Here is a 22090-nt window from a genome sequence, read left to right as displayed (position 1 = left end):
TTATTTCTTAATAACTGCCATCGTCAGGCGAGAGATACAAACTAATTTGTCTTTCTCGTCTGTGATGCGGATATCCCAGATGTGTGTCGATTTTCCAAGATGGATGGACGTTGCTTTTGCAGTAACAATTCCTGATTGAACTGGACGCACATGATTTGCATTTATCTCCAAACCAGCAGCATAGAATTTTGAAGAATCTAAAATAATATTTGAAGCGATTGATCCAACTGATTCCGCAAGGACACAACTTGCTCCTCCATGAAGAACGCCGTATGGCTGTCTTGTTCTTTCATCTACAGGCATCGTCGCAACTAAGTAGTCGTTTCCTGCTTCAGTAATTTTTATATCAAGGTGCTCAACACAGCAGCCAGCATTGAACTTATTCACCTCATTTAGATCGAGATTATTAAATAAATTTTCCATCAATAAACCTTCTTTAACGTATTCATGAATTTAAATTAACGTTGTTTTAACATCTGCATTTATTTTACGGTTATTATTAAAAGAGTGGAAGGGTTGGTTAAATTTTGTTACAAAAGCCTCTAGGACAGGAAATTCAGTAATATTTTGCTCATGTATGACGATACTTGCTATATATTGCTGCTCAGTTTAAAATTACAGAAAGTACTTAAAATTAGGTGATTTTTAATGTTAAACCAAAGAACTATAGCGAAAAAAGTGATGATTACAGGAATTGGGATCCATTCTGGAAAGAAGGTGACAATGACTCTACATCCTTCAGAAGCAGATTCTGGTATCCAGTTTAAGAGAACTGACATTAAAGATTCACAAGTGCTAAAGGCTACTGCAGATACTGTAGGAGCTACTGAGAACAATACAGCAATTGGCTCAGGTCCAGGTGCAGTTCATACTGTTGAACACCTTCTATCTGTTCTTTATGGTTTCGGAATTAATAATTGTTATATTGAAATTGATGGGCCAGAGGTTCCAATTATGGACGGTTCAGGCGCTTCATTTCTTTATGTTATTAAAGAGACCGGAATCCAACAACTTCATAAAACTAAGAAATTTCTAGTAGTTACTAAAGCAGTAGAAGTAAAAGTTGGCGAAAAATGGGCGAGAATTGAACCTTGTGAAAAACTAGTGATCGATTCTACTATCGTTTTTAAGCACCCTATTATTAAAACTCAACGTAAAGTATTTGAATTTACTTGCGAGAATTACATCGCTGAAATTGGTCGAGCGCGTACGTTTGGTCTATTAAGAGATGTTGATATGTTAAAGAGAAAAGGCCTAATTAAGGGTGGATCTCTTGATAATGCAATTGTTCTAGATGATTTTAAAGTTATGAATCCAGATGGATTACGTTTTGATGATGAATTCGTAAGACATAAGATTCTTGATACTGTAGGTGATATCAGCCTTCTAGGTTATGAAATTGCTGGAAAAATCACAACTTACATGTCTGGACACCACGTTCACAATGTTCTTTGCCGCAAGCTTCTTGAGACACCTGATGCATATGAAATTGTATCGGCAACATCACTTGAGAAAGAAGCAGTTCAAGCTTTTGATCTGCCCATGGCCCTTGCGCCGTCATTTTAATCAGTCGATATAAAAATATTTAACATTTATTGTGTGAATTACAGCGTGTACAATGGTATGGATTTTCACGCGTTATAAAAGAGAGAGAATACTATGATTCTATCAAAGGGATTTTGGCAAACTTATAAAGAAGTGCCAGCGGATGCAACAATTGCATCACACCAGCTAATGATGAGAGCAGGTTTAATTCATAAGTCAGCAGCTGGACTATATAATTATCTACCAATGGGTTATCGTTCAATTCGCAAAGTAGAACAAATTGTTCGCGAAGAAATGGATAAGGCCGGATGTTATGAAATGCTAATGTCTGTTGTAACTCCAGGAGAGCTTTGGCAAGAAACTGGGCGCTGGGACAAGATGGGTGGCGAGATGCTTAAGTTTAAGGATAAGGCAGATCGTGATCTTTGTATTTCGCCGACAAATGAAGAGGCCATCACTGATGTTTTTAGAAAAACAATCAAATCATACAAAGATCTACCTTTAACGGTATATCAGATAAATACAAAATTTCGTGATGAGATAAGACCTCGCTTTGGACTGATGCGTGGACGCGAATTTATCATGAAGGATGCATATTCATTTCATGCGACAAAAGAGTGTCTTGATGAAGTCTATGACAACCTTTATCGAGCATACGAAAATGTCTTCAATCGTTTAGGTCTTGAATTCTCCGCTGTTGTTGCAGATGGTGGGGCCATGGCCGATGGTGAAGCGAAAACACACGAGTTTCAAGTGATCGCAGATGCAGGTGAAGATGCAATTATTTATTCAAATGAAGCAGGATATGCAGCAAATATTGAAACGGCAAAAACTTTAAGAAAAGTCGAAAGTGCAGCTAGAACAGGTGATATGGCCGAAGTTGCAACACCTGGTAAAGCAACGATAAAAGACGTTTGTGATTTCTTAGGAAAGAAAGAATTTTATTCAATTAAGTCTCTAGTTTATAAAGCAAAGAATGAAGAAGATGAAATTTTTGTACTAGCACTTCTATTAGGTGATGATGAGTTAAACGAACTAAAACTAGAAAAAGTTTATCCAGGTCGTGACTTAATCGCTGCTACTGATAATGAACTAAAGACATTAGGTCTTGAGAAAGGTTTCATTGGTCCAGTTGGGATCGATAACTTAGAAATTGTATTTGATGCACAGATCGATTTAGACGCGGCTTACATCGTAGGTGCAAATAAAGTTGATATGCACTTAGAGAATTTTGTCGCAAATGAGCAGCTTAAAGATATTAAGATTGCTGATCTTAGACTTGCCTGTTCTGGTGATTATACTCTTGATGGAAAACACCAAGTTGAGCTTAAAAGAGGAATTGAAGTAGGGCACATTTTCCAACTTGGTGACAAGTATACGAAGGGAATGGGGGTAACTATTCTCGATCAAAATGGAAAAGCTGCGACACCTTTAATGGGTTGTTACGGTATTGGTGTAACTCGTTTAGTTGCAGCAGCGATTGAGCAAAACCATGATGAAAATGGAATCATTTGGCCAGCAGCAATTGCTCCTTATAATTTATCTTTCGTTGCAATTACTAAGTCTGATGAATACAAAGCCAAAGCTGATGAACTTCATAAAGAGCTTGTATCAGCAGGGTTAGAAGTTATTTATGATGATAGAAAGGCTGGACCTGGATTCAAGTTTAAGGATGCAGATCTTCTAGGGTTACCTCTTCAAGTTGTACTTGGAGAAAGAGATCACAAAGAAGATGGCCTTCTAGAAATCAGAGTTAGACGTACTGGTGAAAAAATAAAAGTAGCTCAAGACCAACTTATTTCGAAAGTTAATGAGCTTTTAAAGGACCTGTAATGGAACAAGATATCATTGTAGGAGTACATTCGATTGTACATGCAATTCGTAATCCTAAACGTAAAACAATTGAGCTTGTTGCCTGTGAAGAGGGAATTGATAAGCTATACAAAATGGGTGGGATTAAGAAACAAGAACTTGATGGAATCAAAGTTAAATTAGTTTCTTCTCACAAAGTTCAAGAGCTTGCTAAGGAACTTTATACTGAACAGGAATTTCAATACTCAAGAGTTCCGTCAGGTGTTTTCTTGTTAACAAGTCAAAAAGAAATTTTAGAAACAAAGCCATTATTTGATTCAATTGATAATGGTGAAGAAGTTAAAATCTTATGTCTAGATGGAGTAACAGATGTCCACAACGCTGGTGCAATCATGCGTACAGCAGCGTTTTACAATGTTACTCATATTGTTTTTGCAGTAAAAAATAATTTCAATATTGGACCTTCGATGGCCCGTATTGCTTCTGGTGCTCTTGAGTATATTGACATCGTTAAATGCAATTCTTTACCTAAGTTTTTATCTGCACTAATTAAGCGTAATGTAACTCCTATAGGGCTTACAGAGCATACTGATGATAATGAGCTTGGTGAAATTAATGGAATTAAGTGCCTTGTACTTGGGGCAGAAGATAGAGGACTGTCACATGCAACAGTTCGTCTACTGGAAAAGAAAATCCGTTTAGAGCCAATGGGCAAAATTGAGTCTCTGAATGTATCGGTTGCTGCGGCAATTGCAATGGAAAAAGTTTTTTCTAAAAAATAAGTTAAAAAAAGCTTGCCAGGTTTTTAATTCTACTTTATAACTTATTTCCATCGCAAGAATGTTTGCTGGCATAGCTCAGTTGGCTAGAGCAGCGGTTTTGTAAACCGCAGGTCGTAGGTTCGAGTCCTATTGCCAGCTCCATTTTTTTACAGCGGTTGTGGCGAGGTTGCCGAGTGGCCAAAGGCAACAGACTGTAAATCTGTCGGGGTATCCCTTCGATGGTTCGAATCCATCTCTCGCCACCATTTTAAAAATAAATCTTTACAGATTGTTTTTGAAAGGTTATAAAAATTAAATCTTATGCGGGCGTAACTCAGTTGGTAGAGTGTCAGCCTTCCAAGCTGAATGTCGCAAGTTCGAACCTTGTCGCCCGCTCCATTAAAAAGATCCTCCTAGAGGATCTTTTTTTTTGCCAAAAATCCAAACTCATTATTAAAATACACTAATCTTATTTTTTTGCTCGCGTGGCTCAGGGGTAGAGTACTTCCTTGGTAAGGAAGAGGTCACGGGTTCAAATCCCGTCGTGAGCTCCATTTTGTTTTCTATTAATAAACTTTTTTGTGCCCTTAAGTATAGATTTTACTGGCAATTCAAGTTTTTTATGTTATCAAAATGGCATTATGTAATTTGTGGGTTAGATTTTAGCTTGGATGGCATTTTTTTTATGTTGAATCTAAGATGAATATAGTCGATACTTACAACTCAAATTAGCTTTTAGGTATATAGTTATTAAGACAAACATAATGTTTTGTTTAACTTTTTTAAGGAGACTTAAGTCATGGCAAAAGAATCTTTTGACAGAAGTAAGCCCCACGTAAACATTGGTACGATCGGGCACGTTGACCACGGTAAGACAACTCTTACAGCGGCAATTTCAATCACATTAGCTAACGCACTTGGTGGTGCCGTAAGAAAATTCGACGAAATCGATTCAGCACCAGAAGAAAAAGCTAGAGGTATTACAATCAATACTTCACACATTGAATACGAAACAGCTAACAGACACTACGCACACGTAGACTGTCCAGGTCACGCTGACTATGTAAAGAACATGATTACAGGTGCAGCACAAATGGACGGAGCGATCCTAGTATGTTCAGCGGCTGATGGGCCAATGCCACAAACTAGAGAGCACATCCTTCTTGCACGTCAGGTAGGTGTACCAGCGATCGTAGTATTCTTAAATAAAGTAGACCAAGTAGACGACGAAGAACTACTTGAGCTAGTAGAGATGGAAGTAAGAGAACTTTTATCTTCATACGACTTCCCAGGTGACGATATTCCTATCGTAGCTGGTTCTGCACTTGCAGCTCTTGAAATGAGAGACGATGCAATTGGTAAAGATAAAGTTCTAGAGCTTATGGCACGAGTTGATGAGTACATCCCAACTCCAGCTAGAGCAACAGACCTTGACTTCCTAATGCCAGTAGAAGACGTATTCTCAATTTCAGGACGTGGTACAGTTTGTACAGGACGTGTTGAAAGAGGGATTATCAAAGTTAACGAAGAAATCGAAATCGTTGGTATTAAAGAAACAACTAAAACAACTGTAACTGGTGTTGAGATGTTCAGAAAGCTTCTTGACGAAGGTAGAGCAGGTGATAACGTTGGTCTTCTTCTACGTGGTGTTAAGCGTGAAGAAGTAGAGCGTGGTCAGTGTCTAATCAAGCCAGGTTCAGTAAAGCCACACGCGAAATTTAACTGTGAAGTATATATCCTTTCAAAAGATGAAGGTGGACGTCACACTCCAATCTTCAAAGGTTATAGACCACAGTTCTACTTCAGAACAACAGACGTAACAGGTGATATTACACTTGCAGACGGTGTTGAAATGGTTATGCCAGGTGACAACACTTCTTTCGCAGTAGAGCTAATTACTCCAATCGCGATGGAAAAAGGTCTTAAGTTCGCAATCCGTGAGGGTGGTAGAACAATCGGTGCTGGTACAGTATCTGAAATTCTTGACTAATATTTGATATATTCAAGATATAAGGAAGGGGAGCTATGCTCCCCTTTTTTTATGCCTAAATTTTAATTTATCTTTTTAACAATCGATCTCTGGAATACAAGTTCCATTTTGTTGCCAATATCTATATGTATCAGCAATATCAGACCAAGGTGTACCATTAGTATCTTTTGGTTTACGTGTCCAAAAGTAATCAGCATCTCCAGTTCCACACTTGTGAGTTAGTTCGTGAAGTACAATCCCTTGACGGCCTTCAATATCATATTCCCAGTAGCTTGGTGTGATATATACAGTTTTACCGATAACAGCATATGTATAAGCGATTGCGCCACCATATGGCTCAACACATTTATGTTTAGTCCAGTAAGTTCTTGCCAGTGAACATTTCATTACTACGATGGCCTTGTTGATTTTCTTTTCAACATTCTTGCTCATGTACGGGTTCTGTTTTTTGTACTCTCTAAGATCCTTAATGATGCTTTTCATGTCTGCACGAGATTTCTGAGTATCTTTGATAAGCATGTCTCTCTGATCATCAGAACATGAATCTGATACAAAGATGGCCGCATTGATGTTTAGTGTAAGCATTAATAGTACTAAATACTTCATGTTGTTTTCTCTCCAAAATAAATAAATGTCGCGTTGGCGATTCGCTACACTACCCTCAGATTGAACCGTATTCAAGATTATGGAAATATTTATAGTAATAAGAGATTGACGAGGTAGGCCTTTTTCGGTAATTTATGTTTCCAAGTCAAACGGGTGTATAGCTCCAATGGTAGAGCGGCTGATTCCAAATCAGTAGGTTTGAGGTTCGAGTCCTCATGCGCCCGCCACTTTTTCCAAATATTATTTATTTTGACTGCAAATTTATCCTATTTTTGCGTTAGCTCTTGCCAAACCATGTTAATTAAGGGATATAATCTGGTACTTATACGTTTAATTTAGGTAAAAAAGGATTTGAGATGTCCCTCATTAAGAGTGAAGACAGCAAAAAATGGATTAATGCATTTGTTGCTGCCGTAAGTGCGATTTGTGGTTTTATTACTATTAGATTCCTCGAACAATTAAGTGAGTGGTTCGATCTTGAAGCAAAGGTTCCAAACTTTCCTATTACGGTACAAGTTGCAGGAATTGTTGTAGGTCTGATTGTCTTCCTAGTAATTGCTAAAAACAAGAATGCTTCTACTATGCTTGAGGATGTTTATGCTGAACTTGTAAAAGTTGTTTGGCCTAACAAAGATGACGTTTTAAAGACAACAATTGGTTTAGTAATCGCACTAAGCATTGTAAGTGGAATTTTTGTATTAGTAGACTATACATTTAGACAGCTACTAGACATTATTCTTTAATTTATACCTTTAATTGATTAAGTGAGATAGAAATGGTTGATAACAACGAAACAGAAAAAGAACTAACTAACGAAGAAATGGCCGTAGAATCGTCTGAAGGTGAAGCTACAGTTAATCCTAATTTTCGTTGGTACATTGCAAAGACTCTTACTGGTCAAGAAAACAAAGTTCAAAAAACTCTTCGTGAAAGAATTGTTAACTATAAGCTAACTGATTCATTTGGTGAAATTGTAGTTCCTGAAGAAAAAGTTACTTCTCATGCGGGTGGAAGAAAAAGAACTATCACAAAGAAGCTTTTCCCAGGTTACGTCTTAATTCAAATGCTTATGAATGAGAACACTTGGCACCTAGTAAAAGATACAGATAAAATTACAGGTTTTGTTGGCGGTACTGTTGACAAACCAGCGCCTTTATCAGATGAAGAGGCTGCATATATGACAGGTAAATCTACTGGTGGCTTCAAAAAGTCACGTACTACTGTGGACTTCTCAGAAGGAGAAGAAGTTAAGGTTATTGAAGGACCTTTCGCTTCATTCATCGGTACGATTGAATCTGTAAATGAAAATGGAAAACTGAAAGTAAACGTTTCTATCTTTGGTCGACCAACACCGGTAGAATTAGATGCTTCTCAGGTTGAAAAAAATTAATAATAGTTGGTAGAACAAAAGTTCGCAGGAGAAATTTATGGCTAAGAAAATCACAGGTTTCATTAAGCTACAAATTCCAGGTGGGAAAGCAAACCCATCACCACCAGTTGGACCGGCACTAGGTCAAAAAGGTGTAAACATTATGGAATTTTGTAAGGCTTTCAATGCAAAGACTCAGAAAGATGCAGGTGTAATGCTTCCAACAATCATTACAGTATACTCAGATCGTTCTTTTTCTTTCATTACTAAGACACCTCCAGCTTCATACCTTCTTAAAGATAAGCTAAAGCTTAAGAGAGGGGCACAGAAGCCAGGAACAGAAGTTGTAACAACAGTATCTAAGAAAATTATTGAAGAAATTGTTGAAGCGAAAAGACCAGACTTAACAGCAGCTACTCAGGAAGCAGCGGAAAGAATCATCGAAGGTTCATGTCGTTCAGCTGGTATCAAACTAGATTACTAAGAGGTGTTACAATGGCTAAGAAATCGAAAAAATATACAGAAGCACTTGCAAAAGTAGATACAACTAAGACTTACACTATCGATGAAGCAATTAACCTTGCTAAAGAAGTTAAGTTCGCAAACTTTGATGAAACTGTAGATCTAGCGTTCAGACTTGGTGTTGACCCAAGACACGCAGACCAAATGATCAGAGGTGCACTAGCACTTCCAGCTGGTACAGGTAAAACAGTAAAGATTTGTGTTATTACATCTGGTGACAACGTAGCTAAAGCTGAAGCAGCTGGTGCAGATTACGTTGGTGGTGACGATATCGTTGCTAAGATCGCAGGTGGATGGCTTGACTTTGATAGAGTTATCGCATCTCCAGATATGATGGGTAAACTTGGACGTGTTGCTAGAATCCTAGGACCTAGAGGTCTAATGCCTAACCCAAAATTAGGAACAGTTACTCCTAATGTTGAAAACGCAGTTAAAGAGCAAAAAGCTGGTAAGGTTGAATATAGAACTGAGAAGAACGGTATTATTCACGTTCCAATCGGTAAGTCATCTTTCACAAATGAAGATTTAAGAAAGAACATTGACACAATGATTACAGCAATTATTAAAGCTAAGCCTGTTTCTGCAAAAGGTACTTACCTTAAGTCACTTACTTTAAGTACGACTATGGGGCCAGGTCTTAAAATTGATACTTTAGAAGCTGCAACTATCGCAGCAAAATAATAAGGGGTTGATGATTGTCGGTGTAGCTGCTGATTAAGTTTGAAGCTACATAAAGCCTGCATGAAATCTCCCTCCAGTAGTTTAGGAGGTAAACGATGTTAACTAGAGCAGAGAAAGACGTTATCATCGATGGTCTAAAAAAGAAGATCACTGATGCCAACGCTATCTTTCTAACAAACGTTATTGGACTACCATCTAATGACGCCACAGCTCTAAGAAAATCTATCCGCGAAGCGGGTGGATCGCTAGTTGTTACTCGTAACACACTTTTTTCTAAGGCAGCGGCCGGAACAGATGCAGAAGGATTACTTTCTGGTCTTAAAGGTACGCAAGCTGTTGCTTTCGCATTTGAAGAAGCACCAGCTGTTGCTAAGGCACTAAAAGAATGTGGAAAAGCGTTTGAACTAGTAGAGCTTAGAGGTGGTTTACTTGATGGTAAAGCACTAACACCAGCAGAAGTAAATGCAATTGCAGACCTACCATCTCGTGATGAGATGCTTGGTACTCTTCTTGCGACATTTAATGCACCGATCTCAGCATTTGCTAGAGTTCTTAATGCAATTAAAGAGCAAAAAGAAGCAGGCGTTGAAGCTGCGCCAGTTGCAGCTGAAGAATCTGCAGAATAGTAATTAACAAAGTTAGAGTTAAAGTTATTTTAAATTTTTAGGAGTTATATATGTCTATTACAAATGATCAATTAATTGAAAAAATCTCAAACATGACTGTTCTTGAAGTAGCTGAGCTAGTTAAAGAACTTGAAGAAAAATTTGGTGTATCAGCTGCTCCTGTAGCTGTTGCTGGTGCTGCTGCTGGTGGTGCTGCTGCTGAAGAAAAAACTGAATTTGACGTTGTTCTTGCTGACGCAGGTGCTAAGAAAATCAACGTTATTAAAGAAGTTAGAGGAATCACTGGTCTAGGTCTTAAGGAAGCAAAAGAAATGGTTGAAGGTGCTCCAAAGACTGTTAAAGAAGCAGTATCTAAAGAAGAAGCAGAAGAAATCAAGAAAAAACTTGAAGCTGCTGGTGCAAAGGTTGAGCTTAAGTAATTTAAGCCCCTTGCTCATTGCATAAAAAATTAAAAAATACAGGTGTGGAGATTTAGCGATCTTCACACCTTTTTTGCGTTTGTAAAAACCGAAAAAAAAAGTTATTAAGTAACTAAAAAATATACGTGCACGTTAAAACAATTAAAACCCGGGAGAACCATAATGACTGAGGTTTTTAGACCAAACGAGTGGTTTCGTAAGAACTTTGCCTCAACACCATCTGTGTTAGAGACGCCTCCACTCATGCTTCTACAAAAGAAGTCCTATGATGATTTCCTTCAAAAGGACGTACCTCCTTCTCAAAGAGAAGAAATGGGATTACAGGCTGTATTCAACTCTGTATTTCCAATCCACGACTTTAACAAAACTGTATCGTTAGAGTTCGTAAGCTACTCACTAGAACAACCTAAGTACACTGTAAAAGAGTGTCGTCAAAGAGGCCTTTCATATGAAGCGCCACTTAAGGTAGTTGTTCGTCTAGTATTCTATGATGTAGCTGTTGACAAAGATGGTAATGAACAAAGAACTGTTTCTTCAATTAAAGAACAGGAAGTTTACTTAGGAAACATTCCTCTGATGGCAGAGACTGGTTCTTTTGTATATAACGGAACTGAGAGAGTTATTGTTTCTCAGCTTCACAGATCTCCTGGTATCGTTTTTGAACACGACGGTGGGAAGAAGCACTCAAGTGGTAAGCTTCTTTACTCTGCAAGAATTATTCCTCACAGAGGTTCTTGGCTAGACTTCGAATTCGATCATAAGAATATTCTATTTGCTAGAATTGATAGAAAAAGAAAATTACATGCAACTGTAGTTCTTAAAGCGCTTGGTTTCAGTACTGAAGAAATTCTTGATATGTTCTATAATATTGAAACAATCAAGTTTGCTAAGAATGGTGAGTTTGTAAGATCATTAGACCTATCTCTAATGACTGGAACTCGTGCAACAAATGATGTTCTTGATCCAAAAACAGGTAAAGCAATTGTTAGAAAAGGGAAGAAATTCTCTAAAGCATCTATTAAGAGATTAGCGGATGCTGGTGTAACTGAAATTCCTGCTCAGCTTGAAGAAGTTGTAGGTAAAGTTGCAGCTAAAGATATCTTCAATGAAACTACTGGTGAAGTAATCTGTCTTGCTAACGAAGCGCTTTCTGAAGCAAAGATTCAGGAACTAATTGCTGCTGGTGTATCTGAAGTAGAATGTCTTTACATTGATATGATCAACTTTGGTGATCAGATCAGAAACACTCTTCTTCTAGATAAAACAGATGCTAAAGAAGATGCACTTCTAAAAATCTTCGAAAGATTAAGACCAGGTGAACCTCCAGCGGTTGAAGCTGCTGAAGTTCTTTTCCAAGGACTTTTCTTTGATGAAGAAAGATATGACCTATCTCGTGTTGGTCGTATGAAAATCAATTATAAGTTTAAGACTGATGTTCCTGTTGAGAACACTGTTTTAACTAAAGAAGATATTATTACAACTATCCAGTACCTTGTTGAACTTAACAACGGTAAGGGACGTGTTGATGATATCGACCACTTAGGTAACAGACGTGTTAGACCTGTAGGTGAACTACTTGAAAACCAATTTAGAGTTGGTCTAGTTCGTATGGAAAGAGCGGTTAAAGAAAGAATGGCAATTCAAGAAATTGATACAATGATGCCATACGATCTTGTTAACCAAAAGCCAGTTGCTGCTGCCGTTAAGGAATTCTTTGGTTCATCACAACTTTCACAGTTTATGGATCAAACGAACCCACTTTCAGAAGTAACTCACAAGCGTCGTCTTTCAGCTCTTGGGCCAGGTGGTCTAACGAGAGAAAGAGCATCTTTCGAAGTTCGTGACGTTCACGTAACTCACTACGGAAGAATGTGTCCGGTTGAGACTCCTGAAGGACCAAACATTGGTCTAATTACTTCTCTTGCAACATTTGCAAAAGTATCTGAATACGGTTTCATTGAAACTCCATACCTAACTATTGGTGAAGACCAAAAGATTGGTGATGTAGAGTATTTCACTGCTTTCCAAGAGGAAGGTAAAGTTATCGCTCAGATCGATGCTAATAACATTAAAGAAGGTCAGCTAGTTGGTGCTCAAGTTGCAGCACGTGCTTCTGGTGAATTCACACTTGTTGATGCATCAGAAGTTAACCTGATGGACGTTTCTCCAACTCAGATGATCTCAGTTGCAACATCACTAATTCCTTTCCTTGAGCACGATGATGCCAACCGTGCCCTAATGGGATCGAACATGATGAGACAGGCCGTGCCTGTTGTTAAAACTGAAGCTCCTATCGTTGGTACTGGTACTGAAAGAATTGTAGCTAGAGATTCTGGTGCAGTTCTTGTAGCAAACGACAACGGAAGAGTTATCTTTGTTGATTCAAACAGAATTGTTATTCAAAGAGATAGCTTCAAAGACGGTGAGTCTGGTGTAGATATTTACAAACTAGTAAAATATCAAAGAACTAACCAGAACACATGTAATAACCAAAAAGCTCTTGTAAAAGAAGGTGATATCGTTAAGAAAGGTGACGTTCTTGCTGACGGACCTGGTACTGATAACGGTGACCTAGCACTAGGGCAAAACCCACTTGTAGCATTCATGCCATGGGGTGGTTATAACTACGAAGACTCGATCCTGATTTCTGAAGACCTTCTTGCAAAAGACGTGTTTACTTCAATTCACATCGAAGCATTCGAAGTTGAAGCTCGTGATACTAAACTTGGTAAAGAAGAAATCACTCGCGATATTCCAAACGTTTCAGAAGAGTCTTTAAAAGATCTTGATGAAGCTGGTATCGTTAGAGTTGGTGCTATCATTAAGCCAGGAGACATTCTAGTTGGTAAAATTACACCAAAAGGTGAAACTCAACTTTCTCCAGAAGAAAAACTTCTTAAAGCTATCTTCGGTGATAAAGCTGGTGACGTAAAAGATACTTCACTAAGAGTTCCTTCATCTGTTTACGGTACAGTAATTGATGCTAGAGTTTATACTCGTGAAGGTGTTGAGCTTTGTTCAAGATCTAAGGATATTATCGAGCAAGAGACAACTCTTCTAAGAAGAGATGAAAGAATTGAGATTAAGGCAATCCAAACTTCAGCAATTCTTAAGATTGCAGATATGCTTAAAGGTGCAAAAGTTACTGATGTACTTGTTTCTGAAGATGGTTCAGCTGAACTACTTTCTAAAGGAACAGAGATTACAGGTGAAATTCTTGCATCAATTCCATTTGAGCTAATTGGTTACTTACCACTACAAGCTGAGCTTGAAGAAAAACTATCTGAGTATTTCGCAGATGTTAGAAACAAGATCAACAGAGTTAGAGCTAAGACAACTGATGAGATTGCAAAACTTCATAGAGGTGATGAACTTCCACCAGGTGTAATCAAAAAGATTACTGTATACGTTGCGATTAAGCGTAAGCTTCAGCCAGGTGATAAGATGGCCGGTCGTCACGGTAACAAAGGTGTTATTTCTAACGTAGTTCCACGTGAAGATATGCCTTATCTTGCTGATGGTACACCTGTTGAAATCGTACTTAACCCACTAGGGGTACCTTCTCGTATGAACATCGGACAGCTTCTTGAGCTTCACCTTGGATGGGCCGGACGTGGTCTTGGTGAAAAAATCAAGGTTATGCTTGAAGAGCAAATGAAAGTTCACGAGATTAAGGATTTCATTTACAAAATTTATAAGACGCCAGAAGTTGAAGCTTGGTTAAAGTCTGCAGCAGATGATGTTGTTATGGCCCTTGCTAAGAAACTTACAAGCGGTGTTCGTTTCTCTACTAAAGTATTTGATGGTGCTTCAGAAGCAGATATCAGAGAAATGCTTGAGTTAGCTGATCTTGAGTCAAATGGTAAAACAACTCTATTTGATGGTAAGACTGGTGATGCTTTCGCAGAGGACGTTACTGTTGGTGTTATGTACATGCTTAAGCTACACCACCTTGTAGACGAAAAACTTCACGCACGTTCTACAGGTCCTTACTCACTTGTAACTCAGCAGCCACTTGGTGGTAAGGCTCAGTTCGGTGGTCAGAGACTTGGGGAAATGGAAGTTTGGGCACTTGAAGCATACGGTGCAGCTTATACTCTTCAAGAGTTCTTAACTGTTAAGTCAGATGACGTTATCGGTAGAACAAGAATGTATGAGTCAATCGTTAAAGGTGAGCAAGTACTAGAACCAGGTCTTCCTGAATCGTTCAACGTTCTAATCAGAGAGCTTCAAGCACTTTGTCTAGACGTTAAACTTGAAGAAGACAGAATTGAAGAATCTATTCGTTAATTTATGGCAGGCTTAGTCCTGCCGTATATTAAGAGGGCATAAAAAAATGAAAGACCTTTTAAACTTTTTTGATAAGCCAAAAGATCCAGTAAGCGTTGAAGGTGTATCTATCAAGCTTGCTTCTCCTGATACAATCAGAGAGTGGTCATTTGGTGAAGTAAAAAAACCAGAAACTATTAACTATAGAACTTATAAGCCAGAAAGAGACGGTTTATTCTGTGCAAAGATTTTCGGACCAGTAAAAGATTACGAATGTATCTGTGGTAAGTACAAGAGAATGAAGCACAGAGGTGTTGTATGTGAGAAGTGTGGTGTTGAAGTTACACTTTCAAAAGTACGTCGTGAAAGATGTGGACACATTGAACTAGCAACTCCAGTTGCTCACATTTGGTTCCTACGTTCACTTCCATCAAGAATGGCAGCTCTTCTTAACCTTTCTCTTAAAGAACTTGAAAAAGTTCTATATTATGAAGCATATATCGTAACTGCTTCAGCAACTGATGGTGTTGAAGGTGGTCTAGATGTAGGTCGCGTAATTTCTGAGCAACAATATTATGAACTTAAAGATCAAGGTATTGATTTCGAAGCTGGTATGGGTGGAGAAATTGTTCAAGAGCTACTTTCTAAGCTTGATATCGATCTTGAAAATAAAAACCTAAGACGTGGTCTTGCTAACGCAACTACAGAGATGGCAAGAACTAAGTTTGTTAAAAGATTAAGAGTTGTTGAATCTCTTATGAAGTCTGAAAACAAGCCTGAGTGGTTCATGATGGATGTTATTCCTATCCTTCCACCAGACTTAAGACCTCTTGTTCCACTTGAAGCAGGACGTTTTGCAACTTCAGATCTTAACGATCTATACAGACGTGTTATTAACAGAAACAACCGTCTTAGAAGACTTAAAGAACTTAATGCTCCTGAAATCATCATCAGAAACGAAAAGAGAATGCTTCAAGAAGCAGTAGATGCTCTATTTGATAATGGTCGTCGTGGTAAAGTATTTACTGGTGCTAACAAGCGTCCACTAAGATCACTTTCTGATATGTTAAAAGGTAAGCAAGGACGTTTCCGTCAAAACCTACTTGGTAAGCGTGTTGACTACTCAGGACGTTCTGTAATCGTTGTTGGTCCAAGCTTAAGACTTCACCAGTGTGGTCTTCCTAAGCTTATGGCACTTGAACTTTTCAAGCCGTTTATCTACAACAAGCTAATTGAAAAAGGACACTGTACTACTATTAAAGTTGCTAAGCGTATGGTTGAGCAACAAAAAGAAGAAGTATGGAATATCCTTGAAGAAGTTGTACAAGAACACCCAGTACTTCTTAACCGTGCACCAACTCTTCACAGACTTGGTATCCAAGGTTTCGAACCTGTACTTATTGAAGGTAAGGCTATCCGTCTTCACCCTCTTGTTTGTACTGCATTCAACGCTGACTTCGACGGTGACCAGATGGCCGTTCACGTTCCTCTATCACTTGAAGCTCAAATTGAGTGTCGTGTTCTTGCAATGTCGACAAATAATATTCTTTCTCCAAAAGATGGTTCACCAATTATTACTCCATCTCAGGATATCGTACTTGGTCTTTACTACATGACTCGTGTTAGACCATATGCTCGTGGATACGGGAAAACTTTCTCTTCTAAAGAAGAAGCTCAGTTTGCTTACCACTCAGGTAACCTACACCTACAAGCACCAATTAAAGTACGTATTGGTGGTGAAGTACATGAGACTACTGTTGGACGTACATTCGTATTCGATATCGTTCCTTCATGTCTAAACTTCGAAGACGTAAACATCATTCTTGGTAAGAAAGAACTAGTTAAGCTTCTTGACCTTGCTTACAGAAGAGGATCTGAAAAAGATACTGTTCTACTTGCTGATGGTCTTATGCAACTTGGTTATAGCAATGCTACAAAAGCTGGTATTTCTATTAACGTTGTTGATATGGAAATCCCTTCTGAAAAAGAAGGAATTCTTAAAGAAGCTCATGATGAAGTTCACGGAATTACAGAAGAGTATAACGAAGGTTCGATCACTAATGGTGAGAGATATAACAAGGTTGTTGACGTTTGGTCACAAACTACAGAGAAACTTGTTAAGGTTATGCTTGAGAAAATTTCTACTGATGAATTTACTTCAGATAAAGAAGGTGAAGAGCCAATTTACGCTCCTTCATTCAACGCTCTTTATATGATGGCAAACTCAGGAGCAAGGGGTTCTGCACAGCAGATGAGACAGCTTGCTGCGATGAGGGGTCTAATGGCCAAGCCATCTGGTGAGATTATTGAAACGCCAATTACTTCAAACTTCCGTGAAGGTCTATCGGCACTACAATACTTCACGTCTACACACGGTGCTCGTAAAGGTCTAGCCGATACTGCCCTGAAGACAGCAAACTCTGGTTACCTAACGAGACGTCTAGTAGATGTTGCTCAAGACGGTATCATTAGAGCTGAAGATTGTGGAACAACTGATGGTATTACACTAACTTCTCGTATTGAGTCTGGTGAAGTTGTTGAGCACGTTGCTTCTAGAGCAATGGGCCGTGTAACAGCAGCTCCAGTTATCTCTGCAGAAGGTAATGAAGTTCTTCCAACAGGTCACCTACTTACAGAAAAAGACCTTGTGTTACTAGAAGAGAAAGAAGTTGACCAAATCAAGGTTAGATCTGTTCTTACTTGTAACGAAAGACATGGTTTCTGTGCGGCTTGTTTCGGACGCGACCTTGCAAGAGGTACAATGGTTTCAGTTGGTGAAGCTGTTGGTGTTATCGCTGCTCAGTCAATTGGTGAACCTGGTACACAGCTTACAATGCGTACATTCCACGTTGGTGGTACAGCAACAGCTGGTGCACAAGTAAATAAAACAACTGTTCGTACATCTGGTAAAGTTGTATACAACAATGTTGTAACTGTTGAAACACCAACTGGTCTTCTTGTTATGAACAAGACTGGTGAGCTTATCATTAAGGATGCTCGTGGTGTTGAAAAAGAAAAATATCCAGCAATCTACGGTTCAAAGCTACACTTCTCTGAAGGTAGTGAAGTAAACGTAGGGGATACTCTGATTGAATGGGACCCGTTCTCGATTCCACTTCTTACAGAAGTAGCTGGTTTTGTTAAGTTTGAAGACTTAGTAGTTGGTGCAACTCTTGCTGAGCAAACAGATGCAGTAACAGGTCTAACTCAAAGAACTGTAACAGAAACTAAGGATCCTTCACTTCAACCAAGAATTACGATTCTTGATGCTGATGGAAACCCAATTATTGTTCCTGGAACAAACAGACAAGCTTCTTACCGTCTACAAGTTGGTGCAACTCTAACTGTAACTGAAGGTGATGAAGTTGAAGTTGGTAGCGTAGTATCTAAAGTTTCTCGTGAAACGACGAAAACAAAAGATATTACTGGGGGTCTTCCAAGAGTAGCTGAGCTTTTCGAAGCTAGAAAACCTGCTCAAGCATCTCAGATTGCTGACGTAACTGGTACAATCGAGTTTGGTGCTGAAGTAAGAGGTTCTAGAAGAATTCTTATTAGACCTGAAGATGGATCTGATCCAGTAGTTTACACAATTCCTAAGGGACGCTATGTAACTGTAAACGAAGGTGACTATATCCGTTCAGGTGAAGCTATTATGGATGGTCCAGCTAACCCACACGATATCCTAAGAGTACTTGGTATTAAAGAACTTGCAGGATACATCGTTGATGAGATTCAAGCTGTATACCGTCTACAAGGTGTAGATATCGATGATAAGCACATTGAGGTAATCGTTTCTCAAATGCTTAAAAAAGTTGAAGTAACTGATCCAGGTGACTCTACATTTGTTGTTGGTGACTCTGTAACTAAAGCAGAATTACTTGAAACAAATGAGCAACTAGTTGCTGATGGATATGAGCCAGCTCAAGCAAGACCAGTTCTACTTGGTATTACTAAAGCAGCTCTTTCTACTGATTCATTCTTATCAGCTGCATCTTTCCAAGAGACAACTAAGATCTTAACTCAAGCATCGCTTGAAGGTAAAAAGGATTTATTACGTGGTCTTAAGGAGAACGTACTTATGGGTCGCCTGATTCCAGCTGGTTCTGGTATCTCGAAGTACCGTGATTACGAAGCATTTGTTGAAGAAGATGATTCTCTAGAAGAAACTTCTACACTTATGCTATAAAAACTTGCTTAATTGAGGGGTGGTGTGTTACACCATCCCTCTATAGTTTATTATGGGCTTAAAAGCCTATTTTTATTGTGGAAATATTGTTGTAGTTAAGGAGCGGAAATGCCTACGATTAACCAATTAATTAGAAAAGGTAGAACTGATAAAGTTGAAAAAACTAAGTCACCTGCCTTAAAAGCGTGTCCTCAAAGACGCGGTGTATGTACAAGAGTATATACAACTACTCCTAAGAAACCAAACTCAGCTATGAGAAAGGTTTGTAGGGTAAAACTAACAAGTGGATTTGAAGTTACTTCATACATTGGTGGTGAAGGACACAATCTACAAGAGCACTCGATCGTTATGATTCGTGGTGGTAGAGTAAAAGACCTTCCAGGGGTTCGTTATCACACTATTAGAGGTACACTAGACTGCCAAGGTGTTGATAAAAGAGGACAGAGAAGATCTAAGTACGGTTGTAAGAGACCAAAGAAATAATTTTTAGTTAACTAATTGTGACACCGATTGCAACATGGCATGAGGTGAGTAATCGATCAGTTTTAACTGTTTCCGGTGAAGGAGAAAAAATATGAGTAGAAAACATAGAGCACAGACGAGAGAAGTACTTCCAGATCCGATCTTTCAAGACGTTGTAGTTGCTAAGTGTGTAAACGCACTTATGAAAGACGGAAAAAAATCTGTTGCTGAAAAAATCTTTTATGGTGCACTTCAAAGAGTTGAATCAAAAACTGGTGAAGAGCCGTTAAAGGTATTTAAGAAAGCCCTTTCTAACATTAAGCCAGCGGTAGAGGTTAAGTCTCGTCGTATTGGTGGTGCAACTTACCAAATTCCAGTTGAAGTTAGAAATAACAGAAGACAATCACTAGCTCTAAGATGGTTGAGAGACTATGCTAGATCACGTGGTGGTAGAACTATGGTTGAGAAACTATCTGATGAAATCATCGATGCTTCTCAAGGTAGAGGTGGCGCTGTTAAGAAGCGTGAAGACACTTACAAAATGGCAGAAGCTAACAAAGCTTTTGCTCACCTTAAGTGGTAGTTCGAAAATAAGCAATAAAGTCCATAATAAACTAATAGAAGGCTCCCTAATGGGAGCCTTTTTATTTCTAAAACCATTTATTCTCCAAAGTTTTATTCCTATCTAAAATTCCATATTTATGTTAATTATATGTCTGCAAAAATTAAATTTTTAAGGACTTTGTATGAGTTTAGAAAATATTCGTAATATCGGAATTATGGCGCATATTGATGCGGGTAAAACGACGACAACTGAACGTATTCTCTACTACACGGGAAAAAGCCACAAGATTGGTGAGGTTCATGATGGTGCTGCTACTATGGACTGGATGGTTCAAGAGCAGGAACGTGGGATTACTATTACTTCTGCTGCGACGACTTGTACTTGGAACAAAACTAATATCAATATCATCGATACACCAGGTCACGTAGACTTCACAATTGAGGTTGAGAGAGCTCTTAGAGTTTTAGATGGTGCAGTTGGTGTATTCGACGCTGTAGCTGGTGTAGAGCCTCAATCTGAGACTGTATGGGGCCAAGCTGATAAGTATAAGGTTCCTCGAATTGCTTTTGTTAATAAAATGGATCGCGTTGGGGCAAACTTTCAAATGTGTCTTGATGAGATCAGAGAAAAACTTGGAAAAACAGCGGCTGCTATTCAATTACCAATTGGTGCAGAGGATACATTTAGAGGTGTTGTTGATTTAGTTGCAATGAAGGCCGTGCTTTTTAAGGACGAAGACCTAGGTTCAACTGTGCAAATCGAAGAGATTCCTTCTGAGCTTGAAGATGATGCTCAGTTAGCACGTGAAGAGCTTATTGAAACATTAGCCGATTATGATGATCAGCTTGCTGAAGACTATCTTTCGGGTGAAGAAATTACTGAAGAAAGAATTGTTACAGCAATTAGAGAAGCTGTTATTAATCACGAGTTCGTTGCTGTTCTTTGTGGGTCAGCTTTCAAGAACAAAGGTGTTCAGCCTCTACTAGATGCGGTTTGCGCATACCTTCCTTCTCCAGTTGATCGTGGGGAAGTCAAAGGTGTTAACGGTAAGAATCACGATAAAGAAGAAATTAGAAAACCTGATACTGAAGAAGCATTTTCTGGAATTGCTTTCAAGATTGCAACGGACCCGTTTGTTGGATCTTTAACATTTTTCAGAATTTATTCAGGAACAATTAAGTCTGGTGCACAGGTTTATAATCCACATAAGGGTAAGCGTGAGAGAGTTAATAAAATTCTTCAAATGCATGCTGACAAAAGAACTGAATTACAAGAAGCTAAGGCCGGAGATATCATTGCAATTTCTGGTTTAAAGGAAACTGTTACTGGTGAAACACTTTGTGCCGAAAATCGTACTATAATTTATGATCTAATGGATTTTCCAGAATCGGTTATTTCAGTAGCGATTGAGCCAAAAACAGCAAATGATGAAAAGAAGCTAATGAGTTCCCTAGGTCAACTTAAGCTAGAAGATCCATCATTCTCTTTTCAACATAATAAAGAAACAGGTCAACTTCTAATTTTTGGTATGGGTGAACTTCACCTTGAAATTATTTGTGATCGTTTAGAAAGAGAGTTCAAAGTAGGTATCCGTGTTGGTGATCCTCAAGTTTCATATCGTGAAAGTATCACGTCAACAGCTAAAGAATCAGATACATTTCACCGCGAACAAGCTGGTAAAATGGTATTTGGAAACGCTGTTATTGAAGTTGAGCAAGCTGATTCGCAAGCTGGTGTCTTATTTGAAACTGAATTAACTAAAAGAGATTTACCACAAGAATTTATTGATGCTATTGAAAAGAGTATTAAGGATACATCTATGGGTGGTGCTCTTGCGGGTTATCCATTTATTAATATTAAAGCGAAACTTGTTGCCGCTGAATTTAATGATGATGAAGGTTCAGAAGTAGCTTATGCTATTGCTGCTTCTAATGCTTTTAGAGCTGCATGCCGAAAAGCTGGCCTATCATTACTAGAGCCTAAAATGAGTCTTGAAATCGTAACACCTTCTGATTACACAGGTGATATTATTTCAGACATTAATATGAAACGCGGAAAGATCCATTCGATGGGTGTAAAGCAAGATAAAGAAGTTATCGATGCAGAAGTTCCGCTATCGGAAATGTTTGGATACTCAACAGATATACGTTCAAAATCTCAGGGTCGTGCTAGCTTCACGATGAATTTTGATAGATATGAAGAGATTCCTATGAATATGGCCAAAGAAATACTTGAAAAACGAGGAATATACATCTAAAACACTTTAGATTTTTTAAC

Annotated in this window: 17 protein-coding genes and 5 tRNA genes; 20 read left to right on the top strand and 2 right to left on the bottom strand. The window is 38.5% G+C overall.

What is annotated here, in order from left to right; all coding sequences use genetic code 11:
• Positions 1–423, bottom strand: coding sequence for a hotdog fold thioesterase (locus tag ACMAYX_RS13300; RefSeq protein WP_412472046.1), 423 nt, complete (start codon positions 421–423; stop codon positions 1–3).
• A gap of 225 nt (positions 424–648) precedes the next feature.
• Here ACMAYX_RS13300 and lpxC point away from each other — a divergent pair, with 225 nt between their 5' ends.
• From lpxC to tuf, 8 genes are all read left to right on the top strand, one after another.
• A complete protein-coding gene (lpxC, locus tag ACMAYX_RS13295) occupies positions 649–1566 on the top strand; it encodes a UDP-3-O-acyl-N-acetylglucosamine deacetylase (protein ID WP_103218704.1) in 918 nt (305 codons plus the stop codon).
• A 93-nt stretch (positions 1567–1659) separates the two neighbouring features.
• Positions 1660–3378, top strand: a complete 1719-nt coding sequence (locus tag ACMAYX_RS13290) for a proline--tRNA ligase (protein WP_412472045.1) — start codon at positions 1660–1662, stop codon at positions 3376–3378.
• Positions 3378–4139, top strand: coding sequence for a TrmH family RNA methyltransferase (locus ACMAYX_RS13285; RefSeq protein ID WP_392994142.1), 762 nt, complete (start codon positions 3378–3380; stop codon positions 4137–4139). The genes ACMAYX_RS13290 and ACMAYX_RS13285 overlap by 1 nt, the downstream gene beginning before the upstream one ends.
• 64 nt (positions 4140–4203) lie before the next feature.
• Positions 4204–4280: transfer RNA gene (locus tag ACMAYX_RS13280), tRNA-Thr, on the top strand.
• An 18-nt stretch (positions 4281–4298) separates the two neighbouring features.
• Positions 4299–4384, top strand: a tRNA-Tyr gene (locus tag ACMAYX_RS13275).
• A 57-nt stretch (positions 4385–4441) separates the two neighbouring features.
• Positions 4442–4517, top strand: a tRNA-Gly gene (locus ACMAYX_RS13270).
• Between the two features lie 80 nt (positions 4518–4597).
• Positions 4598–4672, top strand: a tRNA-Thr gene (locus tag ACMAYX_RS13265).
• A 245-nt stretch (positions 4673–4917) separates the two neighbouring features.
• Complete coding sequence (gene tuf, locus ACMAYX_RS13260; protein WP_412477733.1) at positions 4918–6108, top strand: elongation factor Tu; 1191 nt, start codon at positions 4918–4920, stop codon at positions 6106–6108.
• A gap of 75 nt (positions 6109–6183) precedes the next feature.
• Here the strand turns inward: tuf and ACMAYX_RS13255 are convergent, their stop codons facing one another.
• The gene (locus ACMAYX_RS13255; protein ID WP_412472044.1) at positions 6184–6714 is read right to left on the bottom strand and encodes a M35 family metallo-endopeptidase; all 531 of its coding nucleotides are present in this window, start codon (positions 6712–6714) and stop codon (positions 6184–6186) included.
• Positions 6715–6865: 151 nt separating this feature from the next.
• Between ACMAYX_RS13255 and ACMAYX_RS13250 the strand changes: the two genes are divergently transcribed.
• From ACMAYX_RS13250 to fusA, 12 genes are all read left to right on the top strand, one after another.
• Positions 6866–6941, top strand: a tRNA-Trp gene (locus ACMAYX_RS13250).
• A 129-nt stretch (positions 6942–7070) separates the two neighbouring features.
• Positions 7071–7457: a preprotein translocase subunit SecE gene (secE, locus tag ACMAYX_RS13245; RefSeq protein ID WP_103219312.1), complete on the top strand. Its 387-nt coding sequence runs from the start codon at positions 7071–7073 to the stop codon at positions 7455–7457.
• 77 nt (positions 7458–7534) lie between these two features.
• Complete coding sequence (gene nusG / locus ACMAYX_RS13240; protein WP_368667192.1) at positions 7535–8104, top strand: transcription termination/antitermination protein NusG; 570 nt, start codon at positions 7535–7537, stop codon at positions 8102–8104.
• 37 nt (positions 8105–8141) lie between these two features.
• Complete coding sequence (gene rplK, locus ACMAYX_RS13235; protein ID WP_103219310.1) at positions 8142–8567, top strand: 50S ribosomal protein L11; 426 nt, start codon at positions 8142–8144, stop codon at positions 8565–8567.
• Positions 8568–8578: 11 nt separating this feature from the next.
• Positions 8579–9286, top strand: coding sequence for a 50S ribosomal protein L1 (rplA, locus tag ACMAYX_RS13230; RefSeq protein WP_103219309.1), 708 nt, complete (start codon positions 8579–8581; stop codon positions 9284–9286).
• Between the two features lie 95 nt (positions 9287–9381).
• A complete protein-coding gene (gene rplJ, locus ACMAYX_RS13225) occupies positions 9382–9912 on the top strand; it encodes a 50S ribosomal protein L10 (RefSeq protein ID WP_103219308.1) in 531 nt (176 codons plus the stop codon).
• A 50-nt stretch (positions 9913–9962) separates the two neighbouring features.
• Positions 9963–10331 (top strand): 50S ribosomal protein L7/L12, encoded by a 369-nt coding sequence (gene rplL / locus ACMAYX_RS13220; RefSeq protein ID WP_103219307.1) that lies wholly within the window; start codon positions 9963–9965, stop codon positions 10329–10331.
• A gap of 162 nt (positions 10332–10493) precedes the next feature.
• Positions 10494–14621, top strand: coding sequence for a DNA-directed RNA polymerase subunit beta (gene rpoB / locus ACMAYX_RS13215; protein WP_103219306.1), 4128 nt, complete (start codon positions 10494–10496; stop codon positions 14619–14621).
• A gap of 46 nt (positions 14622–14667) precedes the next feature.
• Positions 14668–18786: a DNA-directed RNA polymerase subunit beta' gene (rpoC, locus tag ACMAYX_RS13210; protein WP_412472043.1), complete on the top strand. Its 4119-nt coding sequence runs from the start codon at positions 14668–14670 to the stop codon at positions 18784–18786.
• A 108-nt stretch (positions 18787–18894) separates the two neighbouring features.
• Positions 18895–19269: a 30S ribosomal protein S12 gene (gene rpsL / locus ACMAYX_RS13205; protein ID WP_021266546.1), complete on the top strand. Its 375-nt coding sequence runs from the start codon at positions 18895–18897 to the stop codon at positions 19267–19269.
• 91 nt (positions 19270–19360) lie between these two features.
• On the top strand, positions 19361–19831 hold the full coding sequence (gene rpsG, locus ACMAYX_RS13200; RefSeq protein ID WP_103219304.1) for a 30S ribosomal protein S7: 471 nt from the start codon (positions 19361–19363) through the stop codon (positions 19829–19831).
• 163 nt (positions 19832–19994) lie between these two features.
• Positions 19995–22070: an elongation factor G gene (gene fusA, locus ACMAYX_RS13195; RefSeq protein WP_412472042.1), complete on the top strand. Its 2076-nt coding sequence runs from the start codon at positions 19995–19997 to the stop codon at positions 22068–22070.
• Positions 22071–22090: the final 20 nt, after the last annotated feature.

This window comes from Halobacteriovorax sp. RT-2-3 (genome assembly GCF_047085075.1).
GTDB lineage: Bacteria > Bdellovibrionota > Bacteriovoracia > Bacteriovoracales > Bacteriovoracaceae > Halobacteriovorax_A.
The sequence above is the reverse complement of the archived record's forward strand: the minus strand, read 5'-3'. Positions and strand labels throughout refer to the sequence as shown.

Bases quoted from the DNA above. Each gene is read 5' to 3' on its own strand.
- ACMAYX_RS13300 (WP_412472046.1), bottom strand. From the start codon at position 423: ATGGAAAATTTATTTAATAATCTCGATCTAAATGAGGTGAATAAGTTC.
- lpxC (WP_103218704.1), top strand. From the start codon at position 649: ATGTTAAACCAAAGAACTATAGCGAAAAAAGTGATGATTACAGGAATT.
- ACMAYX_RS13290 (WP_412472045.1), top strand. From the start codon at position 1,660: ATGATTCTATCAAAGGGATTTTGGCAAACTTATAAAGAAGTGCCAGCG.
- ACMAYX_RS13285 (WP_392994142.1), top strand. From the start codon at position 3,378: ATGGAACAAGATATCATTGTAGGAGTACATTCGATTGTACATGCAATT.
- tuf (WP_412477733.1), top strand. From the start codon at position 4,918: ATGGCAAAAGAATCTTTTGACAGAAGTAAGCCCCACGTAAACATTGGT.
- ACMAYX_RS13255 (WP_412472044.1), bottom strand. From the start codon at position 6,714: ATGAAGTATTTAGTACTATTAATGCTTACACTAAACATCAATGCGGCC.
- secE (WP_103219312.1), top strand. From the start codon at position 7,071: ATGTCCCTCATTAAGAGTGAAGACAGCAAAAAATGGATTAATGCATTT.
- nusG (WP_368667192.1), top strand. From the start codon at position 7,535: ATGGCCGTAGAATCGTCTGAAGGTGAAGCTACAGTTAATCCTAATTTT.
- rplK (WP_103219310.1), top strand. From the start codon at position 8,142: ATGGCTAAGAAAATCACAGGTTTCATTAAGCTACAAATTCCAGGTGGG.
- rplA (WP_103219309.1), top strand. From the start codon at position 8,579: ATGGCTAAGAAATCGAAAAAATATACAGAAGCACTTGCAAAAGTAGAT.
- rplJ (WP_103219308.1), top strand. From the start codon at position 9,382: ATGTTAACTAGAGCAGAGAAAGACGTTATCATCGATGGTCTAAAAAAG.
- rplL (WP_103219307.1), top strand. From the start codon at position 9,963: ATGTCTATTACAAATGATCAATTAATTGAAAAAATCTCAAACATGACT.
- rpoB (WP_103219306.1), top strand. From the start codon at position 10,494: ATGACTGAGGTTTTTAGACCAAACGAGTGGTTTCGTAAGAACTTTGCC.
- rpoC (WP_412472043.1), top strand. From the start codon at position 14,668: ATGAAAGACCTTTTAAACTTTTTTGATAAGCCAAAAGATCCAGTAAGC.
- rpsL (WP_021266546.1), top strand. From the start codon at position 18,895: ATGCCTACGATTAACCAATTAATTAGAAAAGGTAGAACTGATAAAGTT.
- rpsG (WP_103219304.1), top strand. From the start codon at position 19,361: ATGAGTAGAAAACATAGAGCACAGACGAGAGAAGTACTTCCAGATCCG.
- fusA (WP_412472042.1), top strand. From the start codon at position 19,995: ATGAGTTTAGAAAATATTCGTAATATCGGAATTATGGCGCATATTGAT.